16 protein-coding genes are annotated in these 18,196 nt (G+C 65.4%); 7 read left to right on the forward strand and 9 right to left on the reverse strand.

The window, feature by feature from the left end; genetic code table 11:
* Positions 1-782: 782 nt before the first annotated feature.
* The gene (locus BMX07_RS21470; protein ID WP_139210987.1) at positions 783-2,216 is read right to left on the reverse strand and encodes a DUF7289 family protein; all 1,434 of its coding nucleotides are present in this window, start codon (positions 2,214-2,216) and stop codon (positions 783-785) included.
* 642 nt (positions 2,217-2,858) lie between these two features.
* Between BMX07_RS21470 and BMX07_RS21475 the strand changes: the two genes are divergently transcribed.
* From BMX07_RS21475 to BMX07_RS21495, 4 genes are all read left to right on the forward strand, one after another.
* Complete coding sequence (locus BMX07_RS21475) at positions 2,859-3,119, forward strand: HalOD1 output domain-containing protein (RefSeq protein ID WP_090622232.1); 261 nt, start codon at positions 2,859-2,861, stop codon at positions 3,117-3,119.
* A 301-nt stretch (positions 3,120-3,420) separates the two neighbouring features.
* Complete coding sequence (locus tag BMX07_RS21485) at positions 3,421-6,312, forward strand: ATP-dependent helicase (protein ID WP_090622238.1); 2,892 nt, start codon at positions 3,421-3,423, stop codon at positions 6,310-6,312.
* A gap of 247 nt (positions 6,313-6,559) precedes the next feature.
* On the forward strand, positions 6,560-7,414 hold the full coding sequence (locus tag BMX07_RS21490) for an alpha/beta fold hydrolase (protein ID WP_090622242.1): 855 nt from the start codon (positions 6,560-6,562) through the stop codon (positions 7,412-7,414).
* 30 nt (positions 7,415-7,444) lie between these two features.
* Positions 7,445-7,969, forward strand: a complete 525-nt coding sequence (locus BMX07_RS21495; RefSeq protein WP_090622244.1) for an Lrp/AsnC family transcriptional regulator — start codon at positions 7,445-7,447, stop codon at positions 7,967-7,969.
* Positions 7,970-7,988: 19 nt separating this feature from the next.
* Here BMX07_RS21495 and BMX07_RS21500 read toward each other — a convergent pair whose 3' ends face one another.
* The 6 genes from BMX07_RS21500 to BMX07_RS21525 form a co-directional block, all read right to left on the reverse strand.
* Positions 7,989-8,432, reverse strand: a complete 444-nt coding sequence (locus BMX07_RS21500; protein ID WP_175480240.1) for a MaoC/PaaZ C-terminal domain-containing protein — start codon at positions 8,430-8,432, stop codon at positions 7,989-7,991.
* On the reverse strand, positions 8,429-8,884 hold the full coding sequence (locus tag BMX07_RS21505) for a PaaI family thioesterase (protein WP_090622247.1): 456 nt from the start codon (positions 8,882-8,884) through the stop codon (positions 8,429-8,431). The genes BMX07_RS21500 and BMX07_RS21505 overlap by 4 nt, the downstream gene beginning before the upstream one ends.
* A 1-nt stretch (position 8,885) precedes the next feature.
* A complete protein-coding gene (locus tag BMX07_RS21510) occupies positions 8,886-10,838 on the reverse strand; it encodes a 3-hydroxyacyl-CoA dehydrogenase/enoyl-CoA hydratase family protein (RefSeq protein ID WP_090622251.1) in 1,953 nt (650 codons plus the stop codon).
* Positions 10,839-11,138: 300 nt separating this feature from the next.
* Positions 11,139-12,200, reverse strand: coding sequence for a phosphotransferase family protein (locus tag BMX07_RS21515; protein ID WP_090622255.1), 1,062 nt, complete (start codon positions 12,198-12,200; stop codon positions 11,139-11,141).
* 271 nt (positions 12,201-12,471) lie between these two features.
* Complete coding sequence (locus tag BMX07_RS21520) at positions 12,472-13,185, reverse strand: HAD family hydrolase (protein ID WP_090622260.1); 714 nt, start codon at positions 13,183-13,185, stop codon at positions 12,472-12,474.
* The gene (locus tag BMX07_RS21525; RefSeq protein ID WP_090622264.1) at positions 13,182-14,387 is read right to left on the reverse strand and encodes an alpha-hydroxy-acid oxidizing protein; all 1,206 of its coding nucleotides are present in this window, start codon (positions 14,385-14,387) and stop codon (positions 13,182-13,184) included. Before BMX07_RS21525 ends, BMX07_RS21520 begins: the two co-directional genes overlap by 4 nt.
* 184 nt (positions 14,388-14,571) lie before the next feature.
* Between BMX07_RS21525 and BMX07_RS21530 the strand changes: the two genes are divergently transcribed.
* Positions 14,572-15,348 carry an SDR family NAD(P)-dependent oxidoreductase gene (locus BMX07_RS21530; protein ID WP_090622268.1) on the forward strand — a complete coding sequence of 259 codons (777 nt, stop codon included), beginning with the start codon at positions 14,572-14,574 and terminating at the stop codon, positions 15,346-15,348.
* 151 nt (positions 15,349-15,499) lie between these two features.
* Positions 15,500-16,501, forward strand: a complete 1,002-nt coding sequence (locus tag BMX07_RS21535) for a TIGR04024 family LLM class F420-dependent oxidoreductase (protein ID WP_090622869.1) — start codon at positions 15,500-15,502, stop codon at positions 16,499-16,501.
* A gap of 58 nt (positions 16,502-16,559) precedes the next feature.
* On the opposite strand, the gene BMX07_RS21540 is transcribed toward BMX07_RS21535, so the two are convergent.
* Entirely contained in the window at positions 16,560-17,354 is a 795-nt protein-coding gene (locus BMX07_RS21540) for an alpha/beta fold hydrolase (protein ID WP_090622272.1), read from the reverse strand.
* Positions 17,355-17,523: 169 nt separating this feature from the next.
* On the opposite strand from BMX07_RS21540, the gene BMX07_RS21545 reads away from it, so the two are divergent.
* The gene (locus BMX07_RS21545; RefSeq protein ID WP_090622276.1) at positions 17,524-17,817 is read left to right on the forward strand and encodes a hypothetical protein; all 294 of its coding nucleotides are present in this window, start codon (positions 17,524-17,526) and stop codon (positions 17,815-17,817) included.
* 51 nt (positions 17,818-17,868) lie between these two features.
* Here the strand turns inward: BMX07_RS21545 and BMX07_RS24010 are convergent, their stop codons facing one another.
* The gene (locus BMX07_RS24010; RefSeq protein WP_139210988.1) at positions 17,869-18,147 is read right to left on the reverse strand and encodes a hypothetical protein; all 279 of its coding nucleotides are present in this window, start codon (positions 18,145-18,147) and stop codon (positions 17,869-17,871) included.
* Positions 18,148-18,196 lie beyond the last annotated feature (49 nt).

The following is an 18,196-nucleotide window of genomic DNA, read 5'->3' on the forward strand; positions in this document are numbered from 1 at the left end:
CGCCGATAACTGGTGAAACTGCGCGCTCCTATTCGCTTCCGATCAACTACGATCTGTATTGCTTCAAGTCCATGTTTACCACAGCACCGGACTGAACGGTCGGAAGGGATGCGAGGTGAGCCGGACCGCGCGCCGCGATCCGAAATCACTGCTCGCGCGTTGGGGATTGGGGGAATTACTGCCAACCCGACGCGCTTCCCGCCGTCCGTTGGTGCTTGTCTTTTCGACCTGACCGCACCCATATATAGGTAAAGGTTCGTGAGTTTCTTCTGAACTGATAAGGTTTTCAGAACTGAGAATCAGCGGATGCTATATGTCCTACAGCACCCACTTGAAGCCCCGCCCGCTTGCGGTTTGCCGTCTGCACGGGATACGTGTTACCCAATTGATCTCTTCGGCGGAATCCGTCGATGAACGGAGTGAACCGATACCCGACGCGCGCGACCTCGCGCGGTCCTCCCGCTGACGTGATCTCCCGCGGCGTGACCCCCCACCGAGTGCGACCTGCACCGGTCCCCGACGCGTCCCGCGTGAAGCGTGAGCCGCCCCGTCCCGCTCGCGTGTGGCTCGAGTCAGCCCGTCCCGCGATCCCGTCGACGGCCGACCCGCCCCACGATCCCGTCGACGCTCTCCGTAACTCGAGCAGTCGCCACCGCTCGACGCGCCCGCAGCGCTGTCTCGGTTCGGGTTCGGACCGGTGGCTGCAATCGGAGTGACTCGAGCGGAGGAAGGCACGTGTGAAGTGCGGAGAGAACGGAGCAAAGCGATCGAGACTCGACCGCTCACTTGTTCTGGATATCGATCTCGTGGTTGACGACGTTGAGGTAGGTGATCTGCGGGGCAGGTTCGTATCCCGACGGGATCACTTCGACCTCGTCGCTGTCGACTTCGACACTGTCGACGTTGTTCAGGTTGCTGTCGATGTTGACCGACTCCGCGATGATCGACCCGGTGAAATCCGGACTGCCCTGGAAGTCGACTTCCCCGCCCGCGGCGTACAACAGGCCGGTGAACGAGGGATTGCCGGGTGCGAAGAGCACGTCCGTGTCCGACGAGCCGTAGACCTGGATCGTCGTCTCGTCGCCGTTGCCGCCGCAGTCCGGCCCGATCGTCCCGCCGTTGTCCATGTTGATGTCACCGGTGACGTACACGCGGAGCGTGTTGTCGTCGCCGCAGTCGGAGACGGTGATCCCGTCGTCGTTGTCGTGCGTGTCGATGCTGCCGTTCACGACGAGCATCGCGTCCCCGTCCGAGAGATCGAACGAGAGCTGCTCGTTCTCGATCCCGTCCGTGTAGTACTTCCCGTCGTCCAACTCCTCGGTCGGGTCGGCCTGCACGTCCTCGACCTTGTCGAACTCCGCGCTGTCCGTATCGTCCAGGATGGCCTGGATCGTCCCGTCGAGCGACTGGAACTCGTTGGCCGCGACGTCGTCGAAGGGGTTGTGCTGATCCTTCCCCGTAATGCTGTCCTCGCCGTTCGGCAGGCTCACGCCGTCGGAGAACGCGTTATCCAGTTCGTCGTACCCGAGCCGAACGGTGACCGATCCGTCCGTTCCCTCGAAACAGCCCTCTTCGATGGACGAGTAGCCGGCCTGCTCCTCGAAGTACGTCTCCCACCCTCTGCAGTACTCGCTCTCGATCTCGACGTAGACCCGGTAGTTCTGCACGTGCGTGACGGCGTTTTCGGTCGCGGTCTCGTGGGTGACGAGCAGGTCGCCCGAGGAGAGGTCCTTCCCATCGGTCATCGTGGCCACCGGCAGCGTGAGCGTGTTCGTCTCGTGATCGTAGTTAAACGGCGGCTGCGAGACGACCTGTGTCTTCGTCCCCGTTTCGCGGAACACCGCACCCGCCTCGTACGCGACCGTCGTTCCGTCCTCGCTCGTGTATTCGATCGTACCGATCGTACCGTTCCCGACCGATTCGATCTCGCTCGCGTTTTCGACGGTGATGTTGTAGCTCCCCGTCGCCTCCCGCGCGATCGCGCCGCGCTCGCCGGCGTCGAGGGTCGTCGATTTCGGCGCGTCGGTGCTCGTTCGCGCCGACGAAATCGTCTTACTCAGCTCGACGAACGACTGCTGGACCCGCTGTTCCTCGATCTCCTGTTGACCGCTGTCCATCATCTCGTCCCCCACCACGAGTAGGCTGACCGACGCGGCGGCGACCACCCCGATCAGTAATATGAGCCCAAGTACCGGACTCACTCCCCGTTCCTTCATAGTATCCTAGCCCGCGCTATGCTGTAATAAAACACACTCATCTATCCTGATATTTATTCCAAAAATTAACGCAGCACCTGTTAGATGCCCGTCTTTTCCGCCGCGAACGGCTGCGGAGTGCGGCGGCCGATGGAACGCGTGTCGAGAGCGACGACCGAATCGGTCCGGGAGTAACCGTGAGCGTTCCGTCTCCGTCGGTGGCTCGGCGGTCCACCATCGTCTCGTCGCCGTACGGAACGTGACAGCGCATCGTCCGACCGCGACCCCGCCGTTCGAAGCGGTGCCAGTGCTGCCGACGAGCGAACCGAGAGCGATCGGAAAAACCCCGTGCGAGCGGGAGCCGCGATCCGTAGCCGCTTCCGCGCCGTGTCGTGGTCCGATCGGTGGGTGAACCGCCTCTGACAGCCCACTGGGGCGTACCGAACCCGGTAGACCGGCCAACCGTGGGCTGTTCACTAGTACCCAAAACGTGTATAAACCTATTGTGGATTTTCGAACGCCGTCGACCGGTCGCCCCCAGTCGATTTCGGACGAGCGGCCGGATCGTTTACCGTTTCGTTAATCCGAATTGTCTGACGCACGTCTTTCACACGGCAGTAAAGTATCGAGGGAGTTATTTAGCGGGTCGTGGGCGGCTAATCTATGTCGAACTCGGTTCCGATTAGTATCGAAGTTGTACGGGGGGTGGCGGCACACGAGGGCGTCGATCCGCTCGATCTCGAGCCGCCGTTGCACGAGGTCGTGGATACGGACGCGCTCGAGGCGCTGGTTCGGTCGACCCGCGACTCGGGCGTGACGGTCGAGTTCACGTACTGTGGTGCGCGAGTTCGCATCGACGAGTCGGGGGCGGTCGAGGTGACGCCACCGTCGTCGGACTCGGAGGGGTCGGCCGCGGTCGAGTGAGCCGCAGTGCTCGAGTCGGCCCGAGCCGTCGGCCGGCGTCCCGGTCGCGGATCGCCGCATCCGGAGCCGACGGTCCGCGCGCCGCGGAGATCGTCCCGGGCGGCCGCGAAAACCGCGGTCCCGGTGCGGTATCGCCAGCCCAGCGGTCGGCCGACCGCGAGCGGAGCGAGGCGGAATCGGCCGGTCGCCGGTCCGCTCCGCGAACTCCCGCCCGCCGGCGCGTAGCGCGGGACGGACCGTCGCGTTCACTTTCACCCCGCTGTCCAAACCCTCTTACGCGCCGGCGGCCGAGACGACGGTAATGGACGGGAACGAGCGCCTCGAGTTGCCGGTCGCCGACGACGACCTCCCCTTCGATCCGGACGCGGTCACGATCGCGGACGGCGACGCGTTCGCCCTCCTCGAGCCGGCGGTCCAGGAGTGGTGGCTCGAGGAGTTCGGCGAGTTCGTTCCCGAGAACGGGGGCTTTTTCACGCCGCCACAGCGGGGTGCGATCCCGAAGATCCACGACGGAACGAACACGCTGATCTGCGCGCCGACGGGGAGCGGCAAGACTCAGGCCAGCTTCTGTGCGATCATCGACGAACTCTACCGGCGCGATCGCGGATCGGCGGCCGTCGACGAGGCGGCCGAATCGGGATCGGCGTCGGAACCGGAACCGAACTCCGCGGGCGGCCTCGAGAACTCGGTCTACTGTCTCTACGTCTCGCCGCTGAAGTCCCTCGCCAACGACATTCACCGCAACCTCGAGGTGCCCCTCGAGGGGATCGAGTCGATCGTCGACGAGCGGCCGGACGAGGAGATGGGCGAGATCCGCCACGCCATCCGCCACGGCGACACGGCCTCGAGCGACCGGCAGAAGATGCTCGAGGAGACGCCCCACATCCTGAACACGACGCCCGAGACCCTCGCGATACTCCTCAACTCGCCCAAGTTCCGCGAGAAGCTCCGTACCGTCGAGTACGTCATCGTCGACGAGATCCACTCGCTGGCGGCGGGCAAGCGGGGCACCCACCTCGCGGTCAGCCTCGAGCGACTCGAGGCGATGGCCGAGGGCGATATCACCCGAATCGGCTGTTCGGCGACGATCGAGCCCCTCTCTCGCGTCGCGGAGTTTCTGGTCGGCTGCGAGACGCCGCGGGTCCCGAGCGACGCGGACGGTGACGAGCGCGAGCCGCGAGACGGCGCGGCGTCCGGCGGCGAGCCCCGCGACTACGAGATCGTCGACGCCCGCTTCGCTCGCGAGTTCGACGTTCGGCTCGAGTGTCCGACCGACGACCTGATCAACACGCCCCGCGGGGTCGTTCAGGACCGGTTCTATCGGATGCTCCACGAGCACGTCCAGCGCCACACGAACACGCTGGTGTTCACCAACACGCGCTCGGGCGCGGAGCGAGTCCTCCACAACCTCCGGGAACGGTTCGACGCCTACGACGAGGACAACTCGGGCTGCCACCACGGGAGTCTCTCGAAGGACGTCCGGCAGGACATCGAGGGTCGCCTGAAAGACGGCGATCTCGACGTCGTCACGTCCTCGACCAGTCTCGAACTCGGGATCGACATGCCCCACGTCGACCTCGTCGTCCAGGTCGGCTCGCCAAAGTCCGTCGCGGCCCTGCTCCAGCGGATCGGCCGCGCGGGCCACCGCGTCGGGCAGACCGTGACCGGCCGCGTGATCGCGCTGGATCGGGACGAACTCCTCGAGTGTGCGGTCATGCTCAAGAAAGCGCAGGATGGGTTCGTCGACTCGGTCTCGATTCCCGAGAACGCACAGGACGTCGCCGCCCAGCACGTCTACGGGATGGCGATCGCCGAGATCCGCCCCGAGGCCGAACTGAAGGCGATCCTCCGGCGGGCCTACCCCTACCGAAACTACGGCGAGGACGAGTACGAGTCGCTCATGCGGTATCTCACGGCCGAGTACGCCGGCCTGGAGGAGAAGAACGTCTACGCGAAGGTCTGGCGCGACGAGAACGACCCGCCCGACGGGCAGCACCACCACGAGGCGTTCCCGGTCGGCGAACCCCTGATCGGCAAGCGCGGGCGGCTCGCGCGGGTCATCTACATGACCAACATCGGGACGATCCCCGACTCGTTCACCTGCGACGTCAAGACCCGCGCGAGCGACGACTGGGTCGGTCAGCTCGACGAGTCCTACCTCGACACGCTCGAGAAGGGGGACGTCTTCGTCCTCGGCGGCGACCACTTCGAGTACCGCTACCGGCGCGGCTCGAAGGTCTACGTCGACCGCACGAGCGCGCGCCCGACGGTCCCGTCGTGGTACTCGGAGCGGCTCCCGCTCTCGTACGATCTCGGGTGCGAGATCCTCGCGTTCCAGGGCCAACTCCTCGAGCGCTACGCGGCCGGCGGGCCGCCGCGGGTCCGCGCGTGGCTCCGCGAGTTCCCGCTGGACGACGACAGCGTCCGGGCCATCGCTCGCCTGTTCGACCACCAGTGTCGGTACGCCGGCGCGGCGAGCGTGAGCACGACCGATCGGCTCGCGATCGAGGTCGTCCGGGACCGCGAGGAGTACGAGCGACACTACTACGTCCACTCGGCGTACGGCCGCAAGGTCAACGACGGCCTCTCGCGGCTGCTCGCCTACCGCTGCGCGCAGGAGGCGACGGCGAACGTCCGCGTCGCCGTCGCGGACAACGGCTTCGTCCTCTCGATGCCGCTGAACCGGAAAGTCGACATCGAGGGGATCGTCGCCGACCTCGAGGCCGATCAGGTCCGCGGGGACCTCCGGGCGGCCCTCTCGGGTACCGACCTGCTCCAGCGCTACTTCCGGATCAACGCGACCCGGTCGCTGATGATCCTCAAGCGGTACAAGGGCTACGAGAAGTCCGCGAGCGAACAGCAGGTCTCGAGCGAAATGCTGCTGGGCTTCGCCGAGGAACTCGACGAGTTCGCCGTGATCGAGGAGACCTACCGCGAGATCCTCGAGGACAAGTTGAACGTGGCCGAGATCGAGGGCATCGTCGACGCGATCGACGCCGGCGACCTCGCCGTCTCCCGGCGGCTCCTCGACTCGCCGACGCCGCGGGCGTTCGGGCTCGCCACGCTGTCGGCCAGCGACGTCGTGCTGGCCGAAGACGAGAGCGCCGCGCTGCAGTCGTTCCACGAGCGCGTCCTCGACGAGATCGGCGAGGAATCGCTGGCGGGGCTGACGGCGGGATCGGAGGACGAATAGCAGCGCCCCAGGCGGGTTTCGGTCCGATGAGAGACGGCCGCCCGGCACCGTTGCTATTCTATCAGCATCGATAGTTAACATCGGTAGCCCTCTCCCAAACTGACTTTGTGTTGGAAACTGAAATGGTGGTGTGTCACCGATGAATATACGTGAACATCCCCCACGGAACGGACGCGATCGACAGCACCACTCCGCCGTCGACTCGATCGGTCGGACACCGACAGTCGCGACGATCGGGGGGGTCTGAATGGTCGATCACGAGACCTGGAGCGAGCGCCAGTCGGCGACGACGGTAGCGGTCGACGGCCACGACCTCGAGGTCGCCTATCACGAGGACGGTCCCGGCGACAGCGACGAGCCGCCGGTCGTCTTCGTCCACGGTATCCCGACCTGGTCGTTCCTCTGGCGGGGCGTCGTGCCGACGATCGCCGAGGACCGGCGCACCATCGCGCCAGACATGGTCGGCTACGGCAACTCCGCGATGCACGACGGCTTCGACCGCTCGATTCGCGCGCAGGAAGCGATGCTCGAGGCGCTGCTCGACGATCTCGACGTCGACCGCGTCGCGCTCGTGGCCCACGACATCGGCGGCGGCGTCGCGCTGCGCTTCGCCGCGCACAACCCCGAGATGGTCGAGCGCCTCGTCCTGTCGAACGCGGTCTGTTACGACTCCTGGCCGGTCGAGTTCGTCTCGAACCTCGGGCTGCCGAAAACCGCCGCCCTCGAGCGCGACGACCTCGAGGAGCGACTCGACGCGGCGTTCGTCGAGGGTGCCTACGGCGAGGCCGACCCCGCGTTCGTCGCGGGAATGAAAGCGCCGTGGCTGACCGACGAGGGACACGTCTCGCTGGTCCGCGACGCCGTCGCGACGAACACGAACCACACGACCGAGATCGACTACGGGGCGATCTCCGCCGAGACGCTGCTGCTGTGGGGCGAAGACGACGTCATGCAGCCGTACGAGTACGCCGAGCGACTGGCCGACGAGCTCTCGAGCGCCGAGCTCGCGCCGCTGTCGGAGGCCTACCACTGGGTTCCGGAGGATCGATCGGACGCCTACGCCGACCGGCTCCGGGAGTTCCTCGCCGGAACGGAAACATAAAATCATGGCCGTGACGACATTCACGATAGTATGAGCGGTGACCCACCGAACTGGGAGTTCAAGGACCGCGACATCGCGATCCTCAGCGAGCTCTCGAACGACCCGCAGCTGTCCTCGCGGGAACTCACACAGGTCCTCGAGCGAGAGTACGGGATCGACGTCTCCCACGTGACCGTCAGCGAGTCGATCCGCCGGATGCGCGACGAGGGCGTCTTCCGCGAGGCGATTATCCCCAACGAGGAGTACTACATCTTCGCGCTGTTCGAGTTCAAGTTCAATCCCGAGCACTTCGCCGACCGCTGGCGCGACGCGATGGAGTACATCAAGGCGGACAAACACACCCTGTTCTTCTTCCTCTCCGACGGGGAGTACCAGTGGAAAACGGTGATGATGTTTCGCGACCGCCAGGAGATCTCCAAGTGGATCCACGACTGCTACCGGGACCACGGGAAGGTCCTCATGAACATCCGGAACTCGGCGGTCCACAACGTCCTCAAGTTCCAGACCGATCCGCAGATCTTCGGCGACCTCGACGACGAACGCAACGAGCGGTAACCGCTCGCTGCGGCACGTTCTACGTGACGAGCGTCAGCATCTCACAGGAGAGCGCGGTCTCGTCCTCGTCGGTCACGAGCCGCGTCTCGTAGCGGACGACCCCGTTCCCGACGGGGTGGTCTTTCGGCTCTTTCGCGACCAGCTTCGACTCCGCGTGAACCGACGTTCCCATCGTGACCGGCGTCGTGAACCGAAGCGAGTCGACGCCGTAGAACGCGACCACGTCCGGCCGCTCGTGGCGGTACTGCCAGAGCAGCCCCGACGCGATCGCGAAGAGCAGGGCACCGTGGGCGATCGGCTCGCCGAAATCAGTCTCGGCCGTGTGTTCCTCGCTCAGGTGGAGCGGGTTGAAGTCGCCGCTGACCCCCGCGAAGTTTCGCACGTCCGCCTCGGTGACCGTCCGCGAGTGGGTGACCACTTCGTGGCCGACCTCGAGGTCGTCGAACGCCAGCGACACGGTCACTCACCCCCGATGCCGTCGCGGAACAGTCGGTAGGTGGTGCGACCCACGGCGGCCTCGCCGTCGGCACCCTCGACGGAGACCTCGGTGACGCCAGTCGAGCCGCCCGCTCGGAGCACCTCGGCTTCGGCTCGCAGATCGCCGGTCGCCGGTCGCAGATAGGAGACGTTGAGGTCGGTCGTCGTCAGGAACGCATCGGCGGGGTTCTCGAACGTCGTCCGCAGGGCGAACGCGCTCGAGGTATCGATCAGCGTCGCGACGATACCGCCGTGGACCGGATCGTGTCCGTCGTTGCCGACCGGGTTCTCGAAGTCCTCGTCCTGTTCGATGACGAGGACCGCGCGCCCGTCCTCGAGGCATTCGACCTCGATGTCGAGCCACGACAGGTAGCCGTGGCGCTGGACGAACGACTCCCACTCCGGCCATCCCGACGCGTCCACCGGCCCCTCGGTCATCTCACTCGCCCTCGAACTCGGGCTCGCGGTCCTCGGCGAACGCGGCGGTGCCTTCCAGCACGTCGTCGGTGCTCGACAGGAGGCCGAAGCCCTGGCTCTCCATGGCGAGTGCGGCTTCCATGCTCGCATCCTCGCCCTCGTTCATGACCTTCTTGGCGACCTTGAGGCCGATCGGCGGCCCCGAACGCAGGTCGTCGACGAACTCGTCGACCGTCTCGTCGAACTCGTCGCGATCGACCGAGCGGTTGATCAGGCCCCACTCCTCGGCGCGGTCGGCGTCGATGTGGTTGCCGCGGAAGACCAGTTCCTTCGCGCGGGTCTCGCCGAGGATGCGAGTGAGTCGCTGCGTGCCGCCGCCGCCGGGGATCAGGCCGAGGTTGATCTCGGGCGCGCCGAAGGCGGAGCGCTCGGTCGCGACCCGCAGGTCACAGGCCAGCGCGAGTTCCAGGCCGCCGCCGAGACAGAAGCCGTCGATCTTCGCGAGGACCGGTCGCGGGAAGTCGTTGACCGTCTCGAAGCCCGGCGTGACGTCCATCAGGTCGGCCGGGTCCGCGTCGGCGAATCCGGAGATGTCCGCACCCGCGCTGAACGCGCGGTCGCCCGACCCCTCGATCGTCGCGACCCGAACCTCGTCGGTGTCGATCGAGGAGAACAGGTCGTCGATCTCCGCGAGCAGGTCCTCCGAGAGCGCGTTCATCCGGGACGGCCGGTCGAGTTCGACCTGCAGGACGCCGTCCTCGAGGTCGTAGTTCAGGTCGTGATAGGGACCGAGGCTGTCGTCGTCGTAGTCGTAGAAGCCAGCGCCGGCGTCCTCGCCGGTCTTCCCCTCCTCGACGAGCTGTTCGAGGTACGGGTGCGGTTCGAACCGGTCGGCACCGGTTTCCTCGTACAGGGTCTCGAGCTTCTCGAGGACGGTGTCAAGGCCGATCTTGTCGGCGCGTCGGCAGATGCCCTCGGGGAAGCCCAGACCGAGCTGGACGCCAGTGTCGACTTCCTCGGGTTTGGCGACGTCTTCGCCGACGAGGAAGGCGGCGCGGTTGATCATGCGGGCCTCGACGCGGAGCCAGTCGAAGTCGCCCGCGTCCTCGGGTTCGTAGTCCGCGCCGTCGCCGTCTTCGTAGTCGTAGAAGCCTTTGCCGGTCTTCTGGCCGAGATCGCCGGCTTCGACCTTCTCTTCCGTGATCGGCGGGATGGGGCTGTCACCCTCCTTGCGGACGTGGTAGCCGACGTCGATGCCGGTGAGATCACCGAGTTCGAACGGCCCCATCGGGTAGCCCCGCTCGTGGGCCATGGTGGCGTCAGCCTCGCGGATCGTCGCCTCGTCGTTCGAAACCATGAACGCTGGTTCGCCGCCGAAGGGACCCACGATCGTGTTGACGACGAAGCCGCGGACGTCCTTGCGGACGTAGATCGGCGTCTTGCCGATCGACTCGACCCACTCGTAGCCGGCCTCGGCCGCCTCGTCGCTGGTATCCTCGCCGTAGATGACCTCGACGAGGTCCATCTTCACTGGCGGATTGAAGAAGTGGAGGCCGAGCACGCGCTCGGGCGTGTCGACCGCTTCCGCGATGTCGGTGATCGGCAGACTCGAGGTGTTGGTCGCCAGCAACGTGTCGCCGCTGGTGTACTCCTCGAGGTCGCCGAAGATCTCGTGTTTCAACTCGAGGTCCTCGGGCGCGGCCTCGATCACGAGGTCGGCGTCGACGACGGCCTCCTCGAGATCGGTCGTCGTCTCGATCCGCGAGAGGACCTCGTCGGCCGACTCGTCGATCATCTCCTTCTCCTCGAGTTTCTGGAGGCTCCACTCGATCGACTCGTAGCCGTCGTCGACGAACTCGTCTTTGATGTCGCGCATCGTGACGTCGTAGCCGGCCATGGCCGTTACTTCCGTAATTCCGTGTCCCATGTTCCCCGCGCCGAGAACGGCAACGCGGTCAATGCTTTCGAGTGACATGGTCGTGGCATCGGCGGGAAATGTCTTAATTCCACCGACACCGGCTTTCCATTGTTAAGAGTTGATCCGAGTCGATAACAACCGTACGTCTTTGCCTGCCCCCGAGGAACCTCTGTAATGTGACTTCGCGTTTTCGACGCTCGCCGTTGCCGTCCGCCGTTTCGGTCGAGACGACCCGCCGATCGCCCGAGTCGCTGAACCGAGCGGTTCCGGATTTCCAGCGTGTCGCCTCGGACGCCGTCAACGCCCGTGCAACAGCGAAATTAGGCGCTACGCACCCCTGTGATCAGCGTGGGCCGATTACAGCGGCTCGTCGCCCTCGATGATCCGCTTCGCCCGCGCGGCCAGCGCCGGGACGCGGTCTTCCATCTTCGGATACATCGGGTCGTCGCTGTTCCCCTCGAGGTAGCGCCGGAAGAACATCTCGCCGAGGCCGGCGAGTTTGTAGACGGCGAGCGCGCGGTAGAACCGCTCGTGTTCGAACGCGTAGCCGGTCCGGTCCTCCCAGCGATCGACCAGTTCGCGGCGGGTCGGGTACCCCTCCCGTTCCATGAATCTGGTGACCAGTTCGGGGATCTCCGGATCGGGGTCTTTCGCGTCCCGCCAGTACGACAGCATCCAGCCCAGGTCGGCCCGCGGGTCGCCGAGCGTGGCCATCTCCCAGTCGAAGACGCCGACGAGCTCCGGCGGCGTTCCGGGGCCGAACATGACGTTGTCCAGCTTGTAGTCTCCGTGGACGAGCGTGTGGGGATGTTCCTCGGGGACGTTGTCCCGGAGCCAGTCGCCGACCTCGTGGAGGTCCGGTATCTCGCGTTCGTCCTCGGTGACCTCGAACGCCCACGAGAGCTGTTTCCCCCAGCGGTCGACCTGCCGCTGCGTGTAGCCCGCGGGGCGGCCGAACTCGCCGAGCCCGATCGCCTCGTACTCGAGATCGTGGATCTTCGCCAGATTGTCGACGAGCTCCTCGCCGATCCGCCGCCGGTGTTCGGGTTCGGCGAACCGCTCCGGCTCGCGCTCCCGGAGCACGTCGCCCTCGAGTTGCTCCATCACGTAGAAGTCGCTACCGATGACGTCGTGGTCCTCGCAGGCGAGAACCGGGGTCGGGACCGGGACGTCGGTGTCCGCCACCGCGTTCGTCACGCGGTACTCGCGGATGACGTCGTGGGCCGTGTCGGCGGTCTCGCCCGGCGGCGGTCGCCGGATGACGAGCTCGCGGTCCCCCCAGGTGACGAACAGCGTCTCGTTGGAGTGGCCCTCCTGGTGGCGAGCGATGTCGTAGTCGTCGACGTCGCCGAGGTGTTCCGTCAGGTACGCGACCAGGGCGTCCTCGTCGACGAGACGCTCGTAGTAGTTCTCGCTCATGGGAATCGATAGGTGCTACTCCCGGTCGCGCGGGCCGATACGAACTCGTCTCTCCCGTTTCGCTTCTCGATAGGCATTGTCGTGTGCGCATATCTCTCCCCTTAACGAAAATAGTTACGCCACGAACTATCTTTTACAATGTTTGTGAGTTGCAAGTTACCGAACTGCACGCTCGCGTCGGAAACGAGCCCATCTGCGTCGGCGCGGACGGGCGGAGTCGGTCCCGCGAGCGGCCGAAGCGGGGCGTCCGTCGGGGAGACGCGCCTCGAGATCACTCCTCGTCGACGATGTCGAGGATCTCCCCGGGAGCGTCGATTCGATAGGCCACTGCGGGGCCGTCGTCGGCACCGAATGCGACTCCGTGCAGACCCGCGTCGTCCGCCCCCTTCACGTCGTGATCGTAGCGGTCACCGATCATCAGCGACCGCCCGGGGTCGACGCCCGCCTTCTCGAGGGCCGTCTCGAACATGGCCGGATCGGGCTTCGTCCGACCGACTTCCTCGGAGGTGGTGATCGAGTCGAACTGTTCGCGGACGCCGAACCGCTCGAGCATCGTCCGCCCCTCGGCGTCGTCGACGTCGCTGATGACGCCGACGTGGAGGTCGCGATCGGCGAGGCGGTCGATCGTTTCGACGACTCCCGGGACCGGTTCGATCGACGATCGGACGACCTCGTCGAACCGGGGTTGCCACTCGTCTCGCGGGATCTCTTCGCCGACGATGGCCTCGACCCCGCGGTGATAGCCGTCACGCGCGGACCGAAACTCGGTGCCGTCGCGCTCGCGGAAGTAGTCTCCGACCGTCGTTCGCCAGGTGTCGATCGCCTCCTCGACCGTCGCGTCGACCCCGTGGCGCTCGCAGAGGTCCGCGACGAACTCGCCGTGCGCGCTCTGGACCGAGTCGAGCGCGAGGATGACGCCGCCGATGTCCCAGAAGACGGCCTCCCACTCGTCGGTACTGCCGGGGGCCGCGTCGCTCCCGTTCACCTGTCGGCCCTCCGGACCGTCGACCGGTCGATCTCGTCGAGGCTCGCACACCCGGACAGCCCGACCGTCAGGTCGAGATCGGCGAGCAGGTTCTCGAGGACGGCCCGAACGCCGTCCTCGCCGCCGATACCGAGGCCGAACGCGTAGGGGCGACCCAGCAGGACCGCGTCGGCACCGAGCGCGACCGCCCGGACGACGTCGCTCCCGCGGCGGATGCCGCTGTCGAAGAGGACGGGGACCTCCCGGTCGGCGGCGGTCGTCTCGTCGACCGCGTCGACGACGTCCGGCAGCGCGTCCAGCGCCGGAATCGCGCCGTCGACCTGCCGGCCGCCGTGATTCGAGACGACCAGTCCGTCGACGCCGCGCTCGACCGCCTCGCGGGCGTCGTCGGGGTGGAGCACGCCTTTGACGACGATCGGGAGATCGGTCCGGGCCTCGAGCCACTCGAGGTCGTCCCAGGTCAGCGACGCGTCGCCGAAACACTCCTGCCAGGAGGCGATCGCGGTCTCCAGGTTCTCCCACGGGTCGGCCCCGTCGAGCCGATCGCGGAAGGCGGGATCATCGAAGTAGTTCGTCAGGCCCTGCGCCTCGAGGAAGGGCAGATAGCCGAGTTCGATGTCGCGTTCCCGCCACCCCATCTTGGGGGTGTCGAGCGTGACGACGACGGCCTCGTAGCCCGCGTCCTCGGCTCGCTCGAGGAAGCTGGCGGCGACCGACCGGTCGGCGCTCCAGTAGAGCTGGAACCAGCCGGGGTTCGCGCCGAGTTCGTCCGCCACTTCCTCGAGCGAGTACGAGGAGACGGAGCTACAGATCATCGGGACGGAGCATTCGCCGGCCGCGCGGGCGACGGCCAGTTCGGCCTCCTCGTGGAGGATCGACTGGACGCCGACGGGCGCGAGCAGGACGGGCGATGGGTACTCGTGGCCGAAGAGGTCGACCGACAGATCGCGCTCGGAGACGTCCCGCATCATCCGGGGGACGATCTGCCACTCGTCGAAGGCGAGGTCGTTCGCGTCGACCGTCGACTCCGAGCCCGCGCCGCCCGCGACGTAGGCGAACGCCTCCTCGCTGAGTTCGTCGCGGGCGCGGTTCACGAGGTCCTCGTAGGAGACGGGAAACTCGGGTGGCTCGTCCTCGAGCATGCCGCTGAGATAGACCTCGGCCTGTCGATCCGGTCCGTAGTCGGGCGTATCTGCTGTCATGGTTGGTGTGCGGTGACGGCGGATCCGCTGCCGTCGGCTGACTGTCTGTGGCAGGGATTGCCACTCACTTAACGGTACGGTATTCACACCCATCTTTATTAACAGTTGCTACGAATATAGGCCTGGATCTAACAATGGTAATGAATCAGCGTTCGGTTGCAGGAACCGCGACGAGTGATCGCGTATGAGTACCGACCAGTTCAGCGTCGACGGCGACGTCGCCATCATCACGGGGTCCTCGAGCGGGATCGGGAAGTCGATCGCGGAGCGGTTCGCCGACGACGGCGTCGACGTCGTCGTCTGCTCGCGCGAACAGGCGAACGTCGATCCGGTCGCGGCGGCGATCAACGAGAGCGACAGCCCCGGGCGGGCGCTGGCGGTCGAGTGCGACGTCACCGACCGCGAGGCCGTCGAGGCGCTCGTCGAGGCGACCGTCGAGGAGTTCGGCGGGCTCGACGTCCTGGTCAACAACGCCGGCGCGTCGTTCATGGCCGACTTCGACGACATCTCGCCGAACGGCTGGAAGACGATCGTCGACATCAACATCAACGGCACCTATCACTGCACGCACGCCGCCGCAGAGCATCTCAAAGACGGCGGCGGCTCGGTCGTCAATCTCGCCAGCGTGGCCGGGCAGCGCGGCTCGCCGCTGATGAGTCCCTACGGGGCGGCCAAAGCCGCGGTGATCAACCTGACGACGACGCTCTCCTACGAGTGGGCCCACGACGACGTCCGGGTCAACTGCATCGCGCCGGGCTTCGTCGCCACGCCGGGCGTCGAGAGCCAGATGGGCGTCTCCGCCGACAATATCGAGCGCGACGACGTCGCCCGCCGGATCGGAACCGTCGAGGAGATCGCCGACGTCACACAGTTCCTCGCCAGCCCCGCGTCCTCGTACCTCGTCGGCGAGACGATCACGGCGCAGGGTGTCCCGCAGATCGACGAAGAACACGAGGTCTGATCGACCGTGGCCGGGCGGCGGACGCGATCGTGCAACGCCCTCAACGAAGGCGGCTTCGGTATCGCCGTCGCTCGAGCCCGGGGATAAACGATACGCAGTCCGCCGCCGGTTCCCATACACCCAAAAGGGCGGGTTTCGTCTGTGTATGACGATGACTGACAGAGACGTTCACCTGCCGGTCGCCGCACAGCCGACGATCGACGCGATCGTCGACTACGCACAGACCGCCGAGGACGGCGGCTACGACTGCGCGTGGCTCCCCGAGACCTGGGGTCGCGACGGCGTCACCGTCCTCTCGGCGATGGCCGAACGGACCGAGACGATCGACGTCGGCTCGAGCATTCTCAACACCTACTCGCGAACGCCGGCCGTGCTGGGGCAGACGGCGGCGACGCTGCAGGAGCTTTCCGAGGGCCGGTTCCGGCTGGGGCTCGGCCCGAGCGGCCCCGTCGTGATCGAGAACTGGCACGGCGTCGAGTTCGGCAACCCGCTCAGACGCACCCGCGAAACGGTCGAGATCGTCCGCCAGGTGCTCTCGGGGGAGACCGTCGACTACGACGGCACGGACTTCGACCTCTCGGGCTTTCGCCTGCGCTGTGACCCGCCGGAGACGATGCCGCCGATCGAGGTCACCGGGATGGGTCCCAAAGCCGTCGAACTGGCAGGCCGCTTCGCCGACGGCTGGCACGGCATCATGCTCACCCCCGACGGGATGGAAGAGCGCATTGGGGACATCGAGCGCGGTGCCGACCTCGGCGACCGCGACCCGTCGGACGTGCAGGTCACCGCCGGCGTCACCTGCTGTGCGCTCGAGGACCCCGACGAGGCCCGCGCACTCACCCGCCAGCACATCGGCTTCTACATCGGCGGCATGGGCACGTTCTACCGCGACGCCCTCGAGCGACAGGGGTACGACGAGGCCACGGAGATCTACGACGCCTGGCAGGACGGCGACCGCGAGCGGGCTCTCGAACTGGTCGACGACGCCATCCTCGACGATCTCTGTGCCGTCGGCGATCCCGAGACGGCCCGCGAACAACTCGAGCGCTACGAGGCGGTCGACGGCCTCGACGCCATCGCGGTCAGCTTCCCGCGCGGTGCCGACGAGGAGCAGGTTCGGCAGACGATGGAAGCGGTCGCGCCCGACGCCTGAACGGATTCCGGAACGGGGCTTTGGGAGTGGTCTCCCGCGTGCAGTCGCTACGGGATCGCTATCGAGTTCGGACGAAGGAGTCGACCGCTGCCGATACTACTGCCGGTGCTTCGGCGGGGCCGCCGTGGCTCACGCCGTCGAACTCGACGAGGCGACTGTGCGGGAGCACGTCGTGGATGGCGCGGGCACTCTCGCGGAGAAAGTCGGGGCCGTCGGTGCCGGTCAATACGAGTACAGGGGCGGCAACGTCGAGACTGTCCGGTAGTCGATACTGCTCGACGGCGCGGTTCATCCGAACGACCGCTTCGGCGAGTTCTACACACGCCGGCCAGACCGGCCACGCTTCCAACCACGCCTCGAGGTCGTCGATTCCGTCTGGGTGGAGGACCTGCTCGATATAGCGTTTTACCGCCTCGCGCCGTTCACCTGCCTCGATGAGCGACTGCATCCGGTCCGCGAGGTCGGCGTCCGCTCGATAGTCGTCGGGAAGGATCGCCGGTTCGTACGCGACGACCGCCTCTGTCGGGACGTTCGTCGCAGCCTCGATCGCGGTAAGTGCGCCGTAGGAGTGACCGAACAGGATCGGTTCGCCATCGACGGCGTCGACGAGCGTTTGCACGTATTCGACTTCGCGATCCAGTACGTCGTCGGCGCTGATCTCGACTCGATCGTCGAGGCACGTTCCGAATCCCGGTCGTTGCGGGATGATCGTGGTGTATTCGTCCAGGTGTGGCACGACTGGAGTCCAGTACTCTCCGGGAGCCATGCCTCCGTGCAGGAGGATCAGCGGCGGGCCGTCGCCGTGGCGTTCGTACGGTACCTCGATGCCGCCTCGGGACTGTGTCGTCTGCATGTATTGCCGTGGTCGAGGTGGACTGGGCTAAGCAGTTCTCTCAGCGATGGGGTCTTTTATATAGGCAAGGGAGATACGGACGCCCAGAAGTCGAGACCGGCCGTTTCAATGCATGTGAATATTGTAGCGTAGTTCATAGATCGTCGACCTAGAGAAAATCACCGACTGTATGGTCGTCTTCTCCGCCGGGTCCAAAGTGATCCTCTCCGACGACCAACACGACTCGATTCTCTTCTCGAACGTCGCGACGATGCCCGTGACGAGCTCGTCACGACGTCAGACAGCGACTGAGCACTCCTCTCCCAGAAGCAGATCTCCTATGTCTGCAACCGAACAGCCCTCGGCATCGGAACTCTTCTCGGGTTCTGGCACATCTGGCACCAGAACTGGTGGTACCTTCCTGATCTTCGGCGTTCCGTTCCCCGTCTACTTCTGGCTCCTCCACATCACTGACGCCCCGTAGATTGCGATACCTAATCAGCAGTCAAATCGCAATATAAATTTGTTCGACTACTTACTCGTCATACGATTCTGCAAGGGTTTTCCCCATCCGATACTTTTTCCAGAGAAGATCGTTACAAATAATAATGGTGAATCCGAGGCCAACGGATAGGACTGATTCTTTGAATAACTCGTGTCCTGGTAGAAACTCTGCTACTATGAGTATAGGAAGCATTATTATTGCAATCCAAAAAGTCTGATACTCTGTTGGAGGGATACCAAGTACGTGCCGGATATACAATCCTGGTATCGCTATACTGGAGGCCAACAAGAGGTATATGACGTATTTCATAGTGTTTTAAATAAATTGTTTGTATTTGAAAGCTCCTATTCAGTCAACC

This window comes from Natrinema salaciae (assembly GCF_900110865.1).
In the GTDB taxonomy this organism is placed as follows: Archaea; Halobacteriota; Halobacteria; order Halobacteriales; family Natrialbaceae; genus Natrinema; species Natrinema salaciae.